Consider the following 17172-nt stretch of genomic DNA (forward strand, 5'->3'; position numbering starts at 1 on the left):
CAAGCCCTTTCACTGCAAACGCTACAAACTCAACCGCCCCCGCTCTTCCTCGGTCAATCGCTGCCGTGTCTGTTCATCCAAGGGGCCGGCACCGAGGACCTGGACCGGGCTGGCCGGGTCGTAGGTCCGGGGGGCTTCGCGGCTGGCACCGTCGCGGGACGGGGCCAGTTGCTCGGAGCCGAAGCTCACCACTTGCACGGTAAATACCGACGCCTGGTTCTGCCGCGCCGCGTTCTGCTGCTGGCGCGCCACATCTTCGGCCGCCTGGGTGGCCGAGGTCGCTGCCGAGCTGGCGGAGGTGATCGCACCGGTGTTCACCGAAGCTGCCAGCGGCACGCCGGAGGACTTGCCCTGGGTCTGGATGTTGGCCGCGTTCACCACCGTCAATGCCGCGATGTTGACGTTGCCCGACACCCGGATCCCCGCCTCGCCCGCATCGATGGTGCCCAACGGCGCGATCAGGTCGATATCCCCCGGCGCCACTTCGGCAATGGGATTGAGGGTGGCGATACCCGCCCCGGTGCTCGGCACCAACGGCGACAGCGTCACGTTGCCCCAGGTGTCGTACAAGCGCTTGGGCGGCGTATACACCACGGTGGTCTTCGAACCCCGGCCGGCGTTGATATCGCCCTGGGCCGACCAGCCGAGGATCGAGCCGCCAAAAGTGGTCATGATCCGGCTCTGCCCCAGCAGGATGCTATTCTGCGCATACAACTGGATATCGCCCTCACCCTGGGTGATGACGCCTGCGGTGGACGGCGGCGCGTTGCCCTCGATGCCGAATGTTTGCCCGCCGCCCGGGGTCAGCATCTGGATACTGCCGCCGAAATCGGTGTGCACCCCCGCCCCGCCGAACATCGTGATGTCGCCCTTGTAGGTGATCGGATTGCCCGCCACGTCCTTGGTCGGGAACAACAACTCGATAGCCTCACGGCCCCGCAGGTAACTGCCCTGGCGCACGCCACCCACTTCGTTGTACTCACGACCACCGGCCTTGAGCTCGGCGAAGTACACGTCGCGGGCAAACACCCGCTGCTGCTCGGCCGGCAGTGCCGCGAAGTAGCTGCGGGCCTGCTCGCTGTCGCCGCTGAAGCCGAAGCGTTTCTCCAGCCAATCCACCAATTCGGTTTCATAGGTCTTGGCGACCTTGCCGTCCTGGTTCGCCAGCGGCACACCGGCCAGGGCCTGGTTCGCCGGGTCCAGGTAGGCCTTGACGAAGCGCTCGTAATCCGCGCCGTTGAGGCCCGCGCCAGCTTGCAGCACCAGGCTCGCGCCAGGGCGCGAATCTCCCGGCACCACGGCGCCGAGGCTGGTGATGCTGACCTTGTCGTCCATCAGGATATTGCGCCCGGCGGTGATTTCCAGCAGGCCGGGACCGGCGACATTGAAGTTGCTGTAGAGGATGTCGCGCCCGGCTGACACGATGGAAATGTCGGTGGGGTTGTTGTGGATGAAGAGGTTGCCGGCGCTGGTGTACTGCCCCGTGACAGACTCACCACCCTGGCCGCCACTCAGCGGTGTTCCGCTGCTGACGATGTCCCGCCCGGCCATCATCCACACCGACCCGGTTCCTTCGTAATAAGTCTGGCCGAATCGGCTGTCATTCAGGGTGGTAAACGTCATCGTCCGCCCGCTATTGACGGCCAGCAAGTCGCCCTTGAGCGCATAGAAACGGGCAGGATCGGTGTTGCTCGCCCATTCGTCGGACGCGCTGCTGCTATCAAAAGCAAACAACGGCAATGTATTTGCGCCTATAGAGACACGATTGGCATCGGCGGAGAGATTACTGACCACCACAGCGTTATCGACAAGCCCCATGAAGGCCGGCCGAAATGGTGTGGCCACGGCCGTGGACGAGGCACCAGAGCGACTGACCGTCAGGTCACCGCCATAGATGGAGTCACCAGCGAGGAACTGCAACTCGCTGTTGATGCCGGGGGCAAGCAGCAAGGCTGAGCGATAGCCGTTACTGGAGTTACCGGAGCCTGCGACCTTGGCCTGACCGTAGTAAAGACTGCCACTGGCCGCAACGGCCTGCAGAATCGATGGGTAGACTACCGCCAAGTCCGTCTCGCCCCCAGACATCAGCGGCGTCAGATTGCCCCCCGATGACCAGAGATCAATCGCAGTATTAGCCGTCCACAACGAAAACCAGCTCACGCCCGAGCCGTTAGTCGCACCATTTTTGAAGGGCGACACGCTCATCATCGGCACCCGGCCCGGGTCGGCAACGTCCATCACGACCAAGTCGCCCAACGTACGCAGATCGAAGGTAGCATCACCAGGCATGAGGGTCAGTCCACCGGTTGCAGATCCTCGTGTGGACTTGAAGGAGTCGTAGGCCCGTGTTTCTCCAGGGGATTGCACAGGGGCACTGTTGCCGTAGAGCAGGTCGATACGACCAATGGCACCACCATCGATTTGGGCGTGTCCTCGCAAATTGATGACCGCGCCGTTGAGATGCCCCATGGTGAACGAGCTCTCGGGATTCAAAACACCACCCACACGCAGGTTGAGATCGCCACCGCCGGTCAATTGCAGGCTGCCATCAGAGCCCACACGTCCGGTGCTGCCCACCGCCAACAGCAGCCCCTGGCTACGAGGGTTGATGTTTGAGTTGAAGTCGTTACCGGCGAGCCGGTTCAACACCCCCGCGTCACCCTTCACCTGTACATCCAGATCACCGCCACCCAAAGTCCCGAACCCGGTGAAAGCGGCCATTTGATCAGCGCCACCCGACACCGTCGACGCGGTATGACTACCGAAGTTGATCCACCAGGCGGTCGGCTGGCTGCTCGCTGAATCACCATTGCCCTGGCGCCAGAGCCAATTGCCTACATTGGCCGAATCCTGGCCCATGTCGGTAGGGTTCGGTCGCCCGCTAGAGTTGACAGGCGCGGTCAGGTTGCCACTGAGGTCACCGCCGACCTTGAGCAACAGGTTACCGCCCGCGTCCGGATACCAGGCGCGATAGAGACTTTCAGTGCCGCCATCGACTAGCTTTTCGTTACTGCCATCCTCGTCGGTGAGCACCTTGCCGTTGGCGCCCAGGGCCTTGGGCTGGTTGTAGGGATCGCCTGGGAACGTCGGTGCCGACGAGGTTCCGGCGGTGTAGATGCCGAACAACGAATCCATGCGCAGGCTGCCACCGCTGAGCAGTTCCAGGTCGCCGGTGCCGGTGCGGATGACGCTCGGACGGACACTGCCGGCAACCGCTTCATACTCCACGTCTGCGGGGGCACAGACACTCGGCGCCGCGTCGCAGAGTGACTGAACCGAATCAAACTGGAAAAACTGCGCAGCGGCCTGGCTGATCAGCTCGCCGGCCTTGACCTCAAAGCCGGAACCTGCCAATTCCTCCTCCGCGGCCTTGGTCCATCTGTAAGAAGCTTGAAGCGCGCAAATACCAGCGAAATCCGCACAGAACGCGTCAACCGAGTCGTAGCCAAAATTGCTCACGATTGTCAGGTCGACGGTTTGTCCGAGCGCTACCGTGAACCCCGCGCCCGCCAGCTCATCGACCCCTAGTTGAGTCCACTGATAGGTGCCCTTGGCCGGCACGGATTTGCCAAACATGCCGTAGTGGCTATCGGCAAGACGCAAGTCGCCTTGTACCGGATCGGGCTGGACGATCCGGCTGTCCGCCGCCGTCGTATCGGCCCCGGCCACCAGCCGCAGCGACCAGGATTGCGAACCCTCGGCGAGCATCGGGGCGATAGCCCACATGCGGCCATCGCTGCCGGCGATTTCCGGACGTAGCTGGATCGACTCGACGCCATTGGGCAACTTCACATCGGTGCCGGACGGGATCAGCGAACCGCGGTTCAACGCCAGGCTGCCATCCAGCTTGAGGATATTGCTCTGGGCATTGCTCGCATTCGCCACATTGGGCAGCGCCACGCCCTTGGGCCAGGTGAAACCGAGCAGTGCGGCGGCACCGCTCAGCACGCTGCCGGCGCCCAACTGCGAGCCGGCTTCGAGGGTCTGGGCCCGGCTCAGCAAAGTGCCCGCGGCAAACAGCAGGTTGCCGGACGCATCGTGCACCGCTGCCGCCAATACCGTGCCGGCCGGCAGCTCCAAGGGTTGCTCAAGGACTGCGGCCACCGGCAGTCGAGTACCCGCCGCCAGGGTCACGCCTTTGATCGGCAAGTCGTAGTTCAGCGTGGTTCCCGCCGGGAACGCCGTACCGTCGGCCAGCGTCACGCCGGCACCGGGGACGACGATGTCGCCACCGGTGAAATCGATGCCGGGCAGCAGCATCCAGCCTTTGTCATCTTGGGTGGCGGGCGGCGGAGCGAATCCGTCGTTGATGCTGCCGTAGATGCTCAGGTCGCCACCGGCGCGCAGGGTCAGCGCACCGGCCTCGCCGGAGCCGTACACAGCAGTTTGCCGGGTGCGCGGGTTGACACTGGCGTAGCGATAGCCGGACAGGTCCAGGTCACCCTGCACCACCAGGTCGCCGTCGGCCGTGGCGCTGACAATCTCAACGCCGGGCCGCAGGTGGAACGCATCGGCGTAACGGGCGTTGTCCAGGCCGGCGAGTCTACGTTGCATCAAATCGCTGTTGGCCAGCGCCGCGTTGATGAAGGCGAGGCTATCCTGGTGCTTGCCATCCAGGTAGGCCTGGTCGATGACCTGATAAGGACGGCCACTGGCCGCCGGATCGCTGCCAAAGGCTGCATCGTTGTACTGCCACATACCATTGACGGCGATGGACCGCGCGCCCTGGATATCCAGGTTGCCGCTGGCATCGATGGCGATGTCACCTTGGGTGGCATCCGGGCCGGCGCGCCGGGCATTGAGCTCCAGGGTGCCGCGAGCGCGACCATCATGCTGCCCCGCAGGCGCCGCGGTGCCATGGCGCAAATCGATGCGCGCGCCGTCGGCCAATGTCAGCACGCCGCCCCGGGAGGTGAGGTCGACCATGGCGCGGTTCGGTGAGTCGATGATCTTGCCGTAGCTGTCTACACGCAGGCGATTGCCGTGGGCATCGAGCACCGCGCTGCCGCCCAGGGTCAGGGAGCGCCCGGCGGCGAGTCGGATGCTGCCGACCCGTTCGCCGCTGGCGTCTACCTTGCCATTGACCAACAGGTTTCCATTGTCGACCGACACGCTGATGGTCGAGGCCTTGAGTTCGTTGCCGATCACCAGGTCGCCCTGCTTGAGCTGGAAGCCACGGGAGCCGAACACCTGCCCGTCGTTCAAGCGTTGGTTCAAGGCCGCGAACTGCTCGCTGAGGCTGCCGCTGTCGCCCAGGCGCTGGGCCTGGATCTCCACACCGCCGGCCAGGTACGGCATGGCGGTGCCGCCGGCGTCATATTCGCCCGTGCTGCTGCCGAGAATCCGACCCCGCAAGTCAACGATCCCGGCGGCCTCGTCCAGGGCCACCGCACTGAGCCGGCCAGCCTGGTTGTTATGGGCCGAGAGGTCGATGCTTGAACCATCCGCCTGGCGGATGTTGCCGTTGCGGCTTTGCAGGATCACCTCACCACCGGCGCTGTAACGCGTCACATCGTTGAAGGTGATTGCGCGCCCAGCCAGGTCGATCTGCGCCGCCTCCGTCAGGGTCAGGTCATCCGTCGCGCTGAGGGTGAGCTTGCCGCTGGGCAGCACCACTGCGCTGGCGAGATTGAGGCTCGCGCCCTTGAGGGACAGCTCGCCCCCTAGCCCGGAGACAGCGCCAGGCTTAGCGGTTGTGCCCGTTACATTGACCACGCCGCCTGCAGTAATGCGGTTGACCGATCCGGCTTCACCCGTGAGCAACGGCGTGAGGATATTCAGGTTGCCGCCGCTGTAGACGTAGCCTGTTTTTGCGTCATAGGCGCCCTGGCTTTGATACACCGCCAGGCTGCCCTTGTGATTGGCGGTCAGGCGTTCGCTGGCGCTGAGGTTGACGTTGGCGAATCCCAGGGCTAGGCGGTCCAGGGTGGTGACCGAGCTGGGCTGGGCGAAGTCACCGTAGCCGAATTCGATGCGCTGGGCCTGGATGTCCAGGCGACCGGCACCGGTACCGGCCCCACCGGCAATCACCGAACCCGGCGCGCCGACAGCGCCGTTCCAGATCAGGTTGGTGGTGCGAATGGTCGCCACATCATTGGCGCTACCGGCACCATAGATGGCAGGGGTGCTGAGCATCAGATTATTCAGGCGCGACTTGCCTGTTGTCGGGTCATAGGTGTCGAGACTGACAGTGCCGTAGAAGTTCAGCGCCTGGCTGGCCGACAGTTCGAGGGTTTCCAGGGCCGGAGCACCGTATTCGGTGTCGCCGCGCAACAGGCGATCGAGCACGGTCTGGCTCAGGGTCAGGCCGGCGGGCAAGACCTGCCGCGTCGCCGCATTGCTCAGGGCCTGGGCGGTGCCGACGTTGATGTTGCTCAGGGCCAGGGTCAGGTGACGAGTGCCGTAACGCACCTGATCGTCCAGTTCCAGGCTGCTGCCGGAGGCAGCAACGATGCTGCCTTCGGAGTGAATGCGGGTCACGCCGCTGCACGGGGTCAGGCTACACCCACCGATATTGACCGTACCCGTGGTGCCTGACACAGGGGCGAGCACATTGAGCAAGCCATTGGAAGCACCCAGCAAACTGTAGTTCTGGTTCCTTACATTCAGGTTATAGATAAAACCGTCAAGCGCATCGTAGGCCGCCTTGCCCCGCCCGATGGTATTGATGGCGGCGCCTTGTTCCACTAATAGTTCGCCGCCATCAGCCAGAAGGAATACCTCAGGCGCAGATAAAGTCGCACCTTCACGCAGCGCGACACTGCGGGACACCCGTTGCGGCGTGATGTAATTACCGCCCTGGCCATAGAGCACCGAAAACTGGCCACCGATCACCTGGCGCGAAGCATTCAACGCATTGAGGCTTTCGGCGTTGAGGGTCACGCCGTCGAAGCCCGCAGTGGCTCCGCGCCCCTCGGCAACCACTTCCAATGCCGCGCCGTTGCTGCCCACCACCGAAACAGTACCGCCAAAACCACCTGGCTGAGCCGCGAATTTGCCAACGCCGTTAAAAGAAAACGCCTGGTCCCCGGCCCCCTTTGCCATGTTCAGCTTCAGAGTCTTCGCGTCTACCGGCAACAATGCCCGTGGTACGCCCAGGCGCGCGGCATCGGCCAGGGCAAATTGGGCGTAGCTGGTTTCGTTGTATTGGGAATAACGACGCAGCACATCTCCCGATGTCAGGATGATCTGGCTGGATAAACTGTTGCGCTGCCCGGTATTGGCCACCGACAGTACCCCGGCTGTGGTCCACGAACCATTACGCATCTGTAGCGCGGCCGTTGTCGCGCCCGGTCCCGCCAAGCCATTGACCTCGACCCGGAACGCTCCCGGCAGCAAGGCATAAGTGGACGGCATCAAGGTATAGGTACCAGCCGCCAACCCGGGCACACCGGCACCTATGGAGACTTGCTGCCCCACTCTCGGATCCACCGCGCCGCCTTCAGGGACGACCGGCGCGTATTGGCTCTGGTTCCCCGGCACGATGGCGTAGACCGGGTTGCTCGACAGCCCAGGCAAGATGAAACCGCCATTGGCACCAATTTGTACCAGCGGGTTGAAGCGCGCATCGGTGGAACCGCCGCGGCCGGCGATGAAACCAGCACCGAGCAAGTCACCTCCACCCGAGAGGTCGAGTACCGAGCCTTCCTGCCCCGTTACCGACTTGCCGCCCAGAATCACGCCGATATCGAGGTCGCCATTGTCGGAAGGCACCGCGCCTTGCCCCAGCAACACTACCTTCTTGCCAGCGTACGTATAAGTCTGACCGTCAATGGAGCCGCCATACGGCAGGACCAGGCCCAAGCCACTGACCGATGTCAGGCTGCCCGGCAACAGATCCACCCGAGCGGATATACCCTCTGGACTGTTTGTACCGATTTCAAGCAACCCTAAAGGTGCGCGGACGATGCCACCTTGTTCAATCTTCGCGCTGCCCAACTGCAAACGACCGAATACGGAATAAGGCACTTGAGGTGCAACCTGGGTAGCACGCCCAATGACTAGGCTACGCGCCGGGTCATAGAGCTTGATGCCGCTACCCGACTCAGTGCCCCAGCCATACCCCGCCAACACTCGCGCTCCTACTCCGGTCGCTGGGTACAGTTGCGCAGCCTGCAAGACCATGTCCGAAGGGGTCACCAGTTGAGTGGTGAAGCCTTGAGGCAAACCGTCGCCGGAGAACCCGGCGAGGAATCTCATATCCCCCCGACTGCTTAAATGAACCCGGTCAAAACCGGCACGCTGCGTCTCGACGCTGCTGCCATCGGCCTGCAACACAGTGCCTTTGCTGCTGAACATCACGTTGCCCTGCACATCCAGCAGGTCCGCATTGATCGAAAACGCCGCTTTGTTCGCCAGAAGCGATACACCGCCCTCAATCACCGGTCGGGTGTAGTTGTCCATATTCGGTTGACGTGCCGCCAGCCCCGATAGCAACACCTGGGAGGCGTTGAGCTGGATTTGGCTGTTGGCTGGCCCGGCGTCATCCATCCCAAAGCTGCGGGCATACAAGCTCAGGCTTTGGCCAAGGGACAGCGAAACGTTGCCATCGACGCTCAACAACCCATTGCTCAACAGCGTCAGGCTGTCGAAGCCCCCCGACTGAACTTGATCCACGCCCAACCGCCCATGACCATAGACCAACGAGTCCGCCGCCGTCCCGGCATTCTCCTCCAGCAAACTTGCTTGAGCGGTTTGCCCCAGCACCAATTCCCGTACCTTCAGCACTCGATCGCTGACTGCGCCCTTCACGTAATAAGGCGTTTCCAGAGCCACCGACAGCTTGCCTCCCGCCGCCCCAGCCCCGCCTGAGCGGGCGCTGAATGTGCCGTCCAAGTACAAGCCATTGGCCGACGCCAGGGAGATACTGCCGCCATTGCTCGCTACCGACGTGCTGCCCGGGCCGGGAATGTCCAACACGGCCTGGCTGCCATCCGCTTGCAGACGCGCCCCCTCGCGCACCGCCACAAACAGTTCGGATGCGGAAGCCGATCCTTTCGCGGTATCGATCTGGCCGCCGATGACAATCTGCCCGCCATCACGTACCAGGCCATAGGTCTGACCGCGCATGTCCCGGGCGGTCACGGCCCGGCTGGAGACATCGATCAGAGCCTGCTCGCCCAGCCAGATGGAGCGACCGTGGCCCTGAGCATTGACGGCTTCACCCTGCGCACCGATGACGCTCAACCCGGTGAGGCTGACCCGCCCACCCCACGCATTAAGGGTACCGTTGGCGGTCAGTTGACCGATGCTGCGCACATCGATGCCCTGGCCCGGATCGACGCTGACCACGCTGCCCTTGCCCAGGTTCAACACCGTGCTGGCCATGTCGGCGGCGCTGGAGTTCGCGGTACCGGCAGTAAGACTCAGGCTCGCGCCGCGACGCTGGGTCATGACGCCTTTGATCGCGTCTTCCTGGTACAACTCCGGCGTCCAGCGCTGCAAAGCATCCGCCGGTTCTGCGCCACCGCCGGTGCTCAACGCCTGCTCGCTAAAACGGTACACCGGCATCGTCACATCGACCTGGGTCCCGTCGGCCACGCTCAGGCCTTCGTTACCTGTGATGTCATAGGCCGAGAAGCCTTTGTCAAAAAAGTCTCCACCCAGTTGCAGGGTGCCCGGTTCAAGCGGCGAGCCACTGTTGCCGATCAGCACTTTATTGGCCGCCAGCGTCAAGGTCCCGCCGCCATTCACGCCGGTGCCGCGCAGTTCACCGTCAAGGTTCAAGGCGCCGTTATCGGACGATGCGCCGGTACTGGAGGTCAGGGTCAGGTCACCGCCCTTGCCGCCGCGGATCTTGCCATCGGCCATGACCGCAGCACCGGAACTGACGTCAATCCGGCTGCCCTGACGCACGTCAATGTCGCCAATGCTGCGCACGGACACGGTGCCGCCGTTGATGAACGGCAGGCCTTGGCGGTCGTTGCCGTCGAGCAGCAGATTGCTCCACCGTCCGGCGGCGTTCAGCTTGACGCCTTCTCCCAATGTGACCACTGCCCGCTGTCCCGTGGCGGGTGAAAGCGTGACGTCTCCAATCTGGAAGTTATCGGTCCTGACCTGTTTGAGCACGTTGCCCAAGGCAATACGACCGCTGCGGGCAGTCAGGTCGGCGTTCACCTCGACCTGCGGGGCATAAAGCGTGATGTCGCCGCCGTCGGCGACCTTGAGTGCACCGTCGACCTGGATGCCTTCAGCCGCCGCCACCTTGACCGCGCCGAGCTGGAAGCCATTGAGCAGCGCGTTATCCAGCACCAGCTTGCCTTGCCGATCGGTGTCGACCACCGAGGTCAGATCCAGGCCCGCGGCAATCTTGTCGGCCACCTTGCCGACGGTGACCTGATCGAAGGTGGGGTTCAGGCCACTGTTGATCATGCCGCTGGTCTTGTCATGGATCGGCGTGTAGCTGCCCACCCACAACTGCGCCCGTCGGGCCACGGCGTTTTGCGATTGCTGGTAGCCGTCGAGGTTGAGATTGGGTGCCTGGGTCTGGCGTTCGCCCTGGTAGACCTCACCGACAATCTGGCCTTCCAGCACCGCGTTGCGGGTCGACACCACCAGCTTGCCGGCATCGCGGCCGACGGTGTAGCCCGCCTCAAAACGCTCGCGAGGGGCGATCAACGGGTTGTAGTAGTAATCGGTCTGGCCCCAGCGTTGGCTGTGATCTTCGTAGCCTTTGTAGATGCCGGTATAGAGAATGTCCCCCGGCGCCTTGGACAATTCATACAAACGCCCATTGGGGCCTTTGAGCCAGGTCTGACGCAGGTAGCCGCTCTGCACATCCAGGGTGCCGCCAGACAGGTTCAGTTGCGCTGCCTGCTGAGTCACCACGTCGTTGCCAGTGAACGTCAAGGTCCCGCCTTGAGCAGCCCATTCACCGGCGCTGTGGCCTCGGGTCCCCAAGTAACCGCCGACTTCCAACAGCCCACCCGCCGTGTACCAACGGTCGGTGGCGTAGCCATTGGTGCCTGCCGGCACGTAGATCAAGTCACGCACATCCACCCAGACATCGTTGTTGGTCAGCTTGCCGCCGTCGCGGTTGACCGGCGCATCACGCTGCTCATTGCCCTGCACGTTGACCTTGATGGAATTGGACTCCATCGCCACCTTGACGCCGATGGCACCGGACACATCGATCACCGCGCCATTGCCTACCAGGCTGCGACCGGCAGCGCTGACCGCGACCTGGCCGCCGGTGGCCAGGGTGATGGAGCCGTTCTGGAAGTCAACGCTGCCGCCACTGACGATCTCGACCCGCGACTGATCGGTGCGGTCGACCACGCTGCTGAGGTTGTTGAACTGGCCGGTGATCAGGTTGTTCGGCGTGCCATCCAGGCCGGCCGGTCCGGCATTGCGCTGGCTGTCCAGGGCGCTGCCGCCTGCGGCATCGAGCAGCACCGCCGTGGTGCTGCCCTGCCCCAGGGTCACGCTGCCGCTGCTGTCGCTGAAGGCGTTGAGCAAGTGCAAGGTGCCGCGGGTGTCCACCGAACTGCTCGCCACCGCCACACCGTTCTGCTGCACATCGTGCCCGGTGAGGGTGATGTCGCCGATGCTGGCCTGGATCAGGCCCCTGTTGATCACCGTGCCGGCGCCGCTGCCGAGCTTGAGGGACGTCGCGACCTCGTTACCACGGGTAGTGGAACGCAGGTTGCCGCTGGTGCCCTGGCCCCGACGGATATAAAAACTGTCGCCCGCCGCCAGGGTGGTTTGGCCCTTGGCGGTGGTGATGGAGCCGGCGTTCTCCACTTCGCTACCCAGCAGCAAGGCATAGCCGCCCCCAGCCGTGGAAGTGGCGGCGCGATGGGTTTCGATCAGTGCGCCTTGCTGCACTTCGACCTTGCCCGCCGCGTCGGTGAAAGTCGGTTGGCTGCCGGTGGCATCGATATACAAGCCGCGCTTGCTGAATTGCTCATCGCTGATGTTGGCCGCCACCGCCGCCAGGTTACGTACGTTGACCTGGCTGCTGCCGCTGAAAATGATGCCGTTGCGGTTGACCAGCATTACCGTGCCGTTGCCCTTGATCTGGCCCTGGACCTGGCTCGGTCGCGCCTGGGGGTCGTTGACCCGGTTGAGCACGGCCCAGTCCGACTGCTGCTGGAAATCCACCGTGGTATTGCGCCCGACGTTGAAGGTTTCCCAGTTGAGGATCGCCTTGTCGGCGGTCTGCTCGATCTTCACCGTGGTCTTGCCGCCGGCCTCGGTCTGCTGCGGACCCTTGGCGTTGAGCCAGCCCTGGGTCAGGCTGTTGTCGACCTTGAGCCCGCCCTCGCCCAAACCATCGGGCACGACCTGCACCTGCCCCAACGCCGCTTGCCGCCCGGCGGCCTGAGCCGCCTGCTGGGCGGCGATGGCGGCGACGGTGTTGTTGAGGTTGGTCAGCGAACGTTGCAGCTGCGCATTGGCCCGTTGCTGTTGGGCCAAGGGCGGCGGCATGCCTGGCAACGCCGTTGTGGGCCGTGCCGCGCCACCGGCCGGGGACGCACCCTTGGCGGCAAACCAGGCCGAACTGAACGCGGTCGCCGCCTGGGCATTGCCGGCCACCATCAGCAGCGCAATGGCCTGGGCCAGCGGCTTGAGCCGCAACATCGACAACTCGCCATCGCGACGTGGGGCATTCAGGTTCGTCTGGGGTTTGCAGCGCAGCATCCTACTCATCCTTTCGGGTTCGCTTCTTAAGGGGGCGCAACGCAGTGCTATCAAGCTGCCAGCGTTGGTTATAGGGGATAGGCGGTTACAGCCGCTCGGGACCGAACGGATGTCATGAAAATTTCATGTGGCTGTGTTGGTTCGGACATGACGCAAAAATCAGCAACGGCTCGCACCGTTGCTGATCGGGTGTTGCGGGTCGTTCAAGCGTGGGCTTACAACGGACGACCGATGGCGTTGCAGACGCTGGTGTTGCCGACGCTCAGACCGCTGGAAGCCGTGACGAAGGAGTCACGAATAGCGGTTTTCCAAGCCGAAGGCAGTGGCACGAAACGGTTGGCGGTGATGGCCGAGTCGTTGTTGGTCAACGAACCGTAGTGACGGCTGAAGAAGTTGCGAACCTGAGTGGTCTGGGTCGCATCGGCGTAGCACTGGCTGAAGATCACGTTGGTGAAACCCAGGATTGGGTAGCCGGTGGTTGGGTAGGCCACGACGCTAGGGTCGCTTGGGTTGGTCGTAGCAGCGAACACCGGTACCCAGGCGTTCGGGTTGGAACGGTTGGCAACTGCCGGTACCGCAACAGCAGCGATGGCGGTCGAAACGTTGGCAGGAGCTGGGGAAACACCGGCGACGCGAGCGACCTTGGTGGCGTCATCCAGACCGGCCAGGGTGGTAGCGGCGTAGTCCGGGCTCATGTAGGTGATGCGGCCCTGGGCAGCGTTCAGTGCAGTCATCACATTCGCACTGCCGGAGGCGGAAACGGCACCGGATGGCAAGCCACCGCTGTAGCTGGAGGCGAAGGTGGTGGTGATGGCAAAGGTGCCGGTTTCAGCGCATTTGGCGTTCAGGAAGCGAGTGAACAGTTCGGTGGTGCCGCTGCTCTCGCCACGGTAGACCACGGTGATCGCGCCGGTACGGCCAGAACCAGTGATCTGACTCCAGTCGGTGAGGCGGCCGGAGAATACGCCGCACAATTGGTTGACGCTCAGGTCGACGTTGGCGGTGCCAGTCTTGTTGAACGGAATGGCAACCGAGGTGGCGACCGAAGGCACCTGGATCAATGGACCCCAGGCGGCACCGTGGGCACTGACGTAGGTGCTCAGTTCAGTGGCGCTGAGCTTGGAGTCGCTACCAGCCCAGTGCACTTTCTTGCCGCTGGTGTCGCCAGGCACGAACTTGGTGTAGTCGTTGGTCAGGAAAGCGGCCTTGCCGGCACCGCTGCCCACGCCGATGTAAGGGGCGAAGCCGGTGGTGAGTACACCGGACGTCTGGTACAGAGGCTGAGGCAAGGTAGCACCACCGCCGTTGACATCAGCCATGGCGGCCTGAGCGACGCAGAGGCCGGCGAGGGTCAGGGATACCGCGAGAACGTTGCGCTTAAACATGAAGAATCTCCTTTCATCGTGTTCGTACGTAGGTTGAGTGACGCGTGCTTGCCGTCATGGCGCTCGGTCCTGTGCCGATGGCGATGGGGTGAGGCCATGGCTTAGAAATTCGCAGTTTCCGGTGACAGATAAAGGAAAAAACCTCGGGAGCTGAGGGCTGTTTTTCGGCTTTTTTCCTCGGGTGTTCGAGGGCTCTGTGCCGTGGGTTCAGGCGATTTTTTCAGGGGGACGATAAGGGCTGGCCGTGGAGGTGGCGGCGGACGGTTGCCGGGCGGCGAAAGATGACAGAACGAGGAACCCGAGTTTGGCGCTGGCGAGGGTCGGGAGGTGTTGCGTCACTGCAAAATCATCGGCTGCTTTTGTGGCGAGGGAGCTTGCTCCCGCTGGGCTGCGAAGCGGCCCCAAAAAGATTGCATGCCATCTGCCTGGCACACCGAGGAGCTTGGCTTTGGGGCTGCTGCGCAGCCCAGCGGGAGCAAGCTCCCTCGCCACGTTTTTTTTGCGCGGTGGCTATTGCACCAACTGATTGATCTCGATGATCGGCAGCAGCACCGCCATGACGATCACCAGCACCACACCGCCCATGACCACGATCATCAGCGGCTCCAGCAGTGCGGTCATGCCCATGGCCCGGCGTTCGATGTCGCGGGAGAGGGTTTGTGCGGCGCGTTCGAGCATCGGCGGCAGGCAGCCGGTTTTTTCGCCGCTGGCGATCAGGTGGATCAACACCGGCGGGAAGACTTTTTCCACCCGCAGCGCCGCCGCCAGGTTGACCCCTTCGCGGACCTTGGCGGTGGCCTCGCTGACGCTCTGGCTCAGGCGGTCATTGGACAACGTCTGGCGCGCCGCCTCCAGGGCGCGCAGCAGCGGCACCCCTGCTCCGCCGAGAATCGCCAGGGTCGAGGCAAATCGCGCGGTGTTGAGGCCCAGTACGAAACGCCCGATCAGCGGCAGGCGCAACACCCGCGCGTGCCAGCTCAACCGCGCCGCCGGTTTGCGCAAGTACATGCGCCAACTCCAGAACCCACCGGCCAGCACGCCAAAACACAACCAGCCCCAGGCACGAATGAAATCACTGGCGGTGAGCATCGCCACGGTCAGCGCGGGCAGGTCTTGCCGGGCCTGGGAGAACGCGCTGACCACCTGCGGCACCACATAGCTGAGGAGGAAAATTACGATGGCAACCGACACCAGCCCCACCACCCCGGGGTAAATGAACGCCGTGAGAATCTTGCCCCGCAGGTTGTTGCGTTCCTCGATGTAATCCGCCAGTCGCTCCATGACCTGAGCCAGGTCGCCGGACTCTTCACCGGCGGCAATCAGCGCTCGATAAATGTCCGGGAAGTCCCGGGGCCGCGCCGCCAGGGCTTCGGCCAGGCGCATGCCGCTGCGCACGTCGGCGCGCACCGCGCTCAGGGTCTGGGCGATGTGCTTGCGCTCGGCCTGTTCCACCGTGGCGCTCAACGCGGCTTCCAACGGCAGACTCGCGCCCAGCAGGCTCGCCAGTTGCCGGGTGGCCCAGGCCAGGTCGTTGTCCGAGAGTTTGGCGCTGAACAAACCACCGCCATTGGCCGGTGTCGTGTTGCGCTCGGCCTGCACCTGCAACGCGGTCAAGCCACGGCTACGCAACAGGTTGAAAGCAGCGCCCTGGCTGTCGGCTTCCAAGTGTCCGGATTCGATCTTGCCCTGGGCGTCGGCGGCCTCGAAACGGTAACGATTCATCAGGCGTCCCGTGTCACGCGAAGGATTTCTTCAGGGGCCGTGGTGCCACTGCGGACCCAGCGCTCGCCATCCTCACGCATGCTGAACATGCCGGCCTGGCGGGCGGCGGCGCGCAGTGCCTGCTCCCCTGCCCCTTGGTGGATCAGCGCGCGGATGTCGTCGTCGATGCAAAACAATTCATGGATGCCAGTGCGGCCGCTGTAGCCGGTCTGGTTACAGGTCGGGCAGCCAACAGGTCGCCAGGTGCCGGGCGTGGCCGGATCCGGCTGCTTGCACTGCGAGCACAACCTGCGCACCAGCCGCTGAGCCAGCACACCAAGCATCGACGAGGCCAGCAGGAACGGCTCGACGCCCATGTCGATCAAGCGGTTGACCGCCGACACCGCATCGTTGGTGTGCAGCGTGGCCAGCACCAAGTGCCCGGTAAGGGACGCCTGCACGGCAATTTGCGCCGTCTCCAGATCGCGGATTTCACCGATCATGATGATGTCCGGATCCTGGCGCAGGATCGCCCGCAACGCCAGGGCGAAGGTCATGTCGATCTTGGCGTTGACCTGGATCTGGCTGATGCCCGGCAGATCGTATTCCACCGGGTCTTCCACCGTGAGGATGTTGTGGACGCTGGCGTCCAGCCGGGCCAGGGCGGCATACAGGCTGGTGGTCTTGCCGCTGCCCGTAGGACCGGTGACCAGGACGATGCCGTGGGGCTGGCGGATCAGGTGATCGAGCTTGCCCAGCACGTCCGGGTCCATGCCCAACGTTTCCAGTTGCAGGCGTCCGGCCTGCTTGTCCAACAGCCGCATCACCACCCGTTCGCCGTGGCCGGTGGGCACCGTGGAGACGCGGATATCGATCGGTCGCCCGGCCACGCGCAGGGCGATGCGGCCGTCCTGGGGCAGGCGTTTTTCGGCGATGTCGAGCTGGGCCATGATCTTGATCCGCGACACCAGCGCCCCATGCAGGGCCTTGCGTGGCGAGACCACATCGCGCAGGGTGCCGTCGACGCGGTAGCGCACCACCGAATGGCTCTCGTAGGGCTCGATGTGGATGTCGCTGGCCTCGTCCCGCGCGGCCTGGGTCAGCAAGGCGTTGATCATGCGGATCACCGGCGCGCCGTCCTGGGTGTCCAGCAGGTCAGTGATCTCGGGGATGTCTTGCATGAGCCGGTCGAGATCGACTTCGTTTTCCGCCGCACCCACGACTGCGGCAGCGCTGCCGGTGTCGGCATAGGCGGTGTTGAGCAAGCCGTCGAGCTCCTCGTCGCGCACCCGCTCCAGTCGCACCTCGCCGAACTGACGGCGCACCTCACTGATGGACCAGCCAGGCGTGGAGGGACACACCATCAGCACCGCACCGTCCTCGGCCTGCCGCAACACCAGGCGTTGGGCCTTGGCCCAGGCATATGGGAGGGTATTCATGGGCT

The 17172-nt window shown here is 63.8% G+C and carries 5 protein-coding genes; all 5 read right to left on the reverse strand.

Annotated elements, in window-relative coordinates; translation table 11 throughout:
* Window positions 1-21 precede the first annotated feature (21 nt).
* Window positions 22-12642 carry a filamentous haemagglutinin family protein gene (locus PFLQ2_RS12195; protein ID WP_003182467.1) on the reverse strand — a complete coding sequence of 4207 codons (12621 nt, stop codon included), beginning with the start codon at window positions 12640-12642 and terminating at the stop codon, window positions 22-24.
* Between the two features lie 215 nt (window positions 12643-12857).
* Window positions 12858-14027, reverse strand: coding sequence for a substrate-binding domain-containing protein (locus tag PFLQ2_RS12190; protein ID WP_003182469.1), 1170 nt, complete (start codon window positions 14025-14027; stop codon window positions 12858-12860).
* Window positions 14028-14234: 207 nt separating this feature from the next.
* A complete protein-coding gene (locus PFLQ2_RS30835; protein WP_264080344.1) occupies window positions 14235-14366 on the reverse strand; it encodes a hypothetical protein in 132 nt (43 codons plus the stop codon).
* Between the two features lie 171 nt (window positions 14367-14537).
* Window positions 14538-15749: a type II secretion system inner membrane protein GspF gene (gspF, locus tag PFLQ2_RS12185; RefSeq protein ID WP_003182472.1), complete on the reverse strand. Its 1212-nt coding sequence runs from the start codon at window positions 15747-15749 to the stop codon at window positions 14538-14540.
* Window positions 15749-17167, reverse strand: a complete 1419-nt coding sequence (gene gspE / locus PFLQ2_RS12180; RefSeq protein ID WP_003182475.1) for a type II secretion system ATPase GspE — start codon at window positions 17165-17167, stop codon at window positions 15749-15751. Before gspE ends, gspF begins: the two co-directional genes overlap by 1 nt.
* Between the last annotated feature and the right edge of the window lie 5 nt (window positions 17168-17172).

Source organism: Pseudomonas fluorescens Q2-87, from assembly GCF_000281895.1.
Classification (GTDB): Bacteria; Pseudomonadota; Gammaproteobacteria; order Pseudomonadales; family Pseudomonadaceae; genus Aquipseudomonas; species Aquipseudomonas fluorescens_S.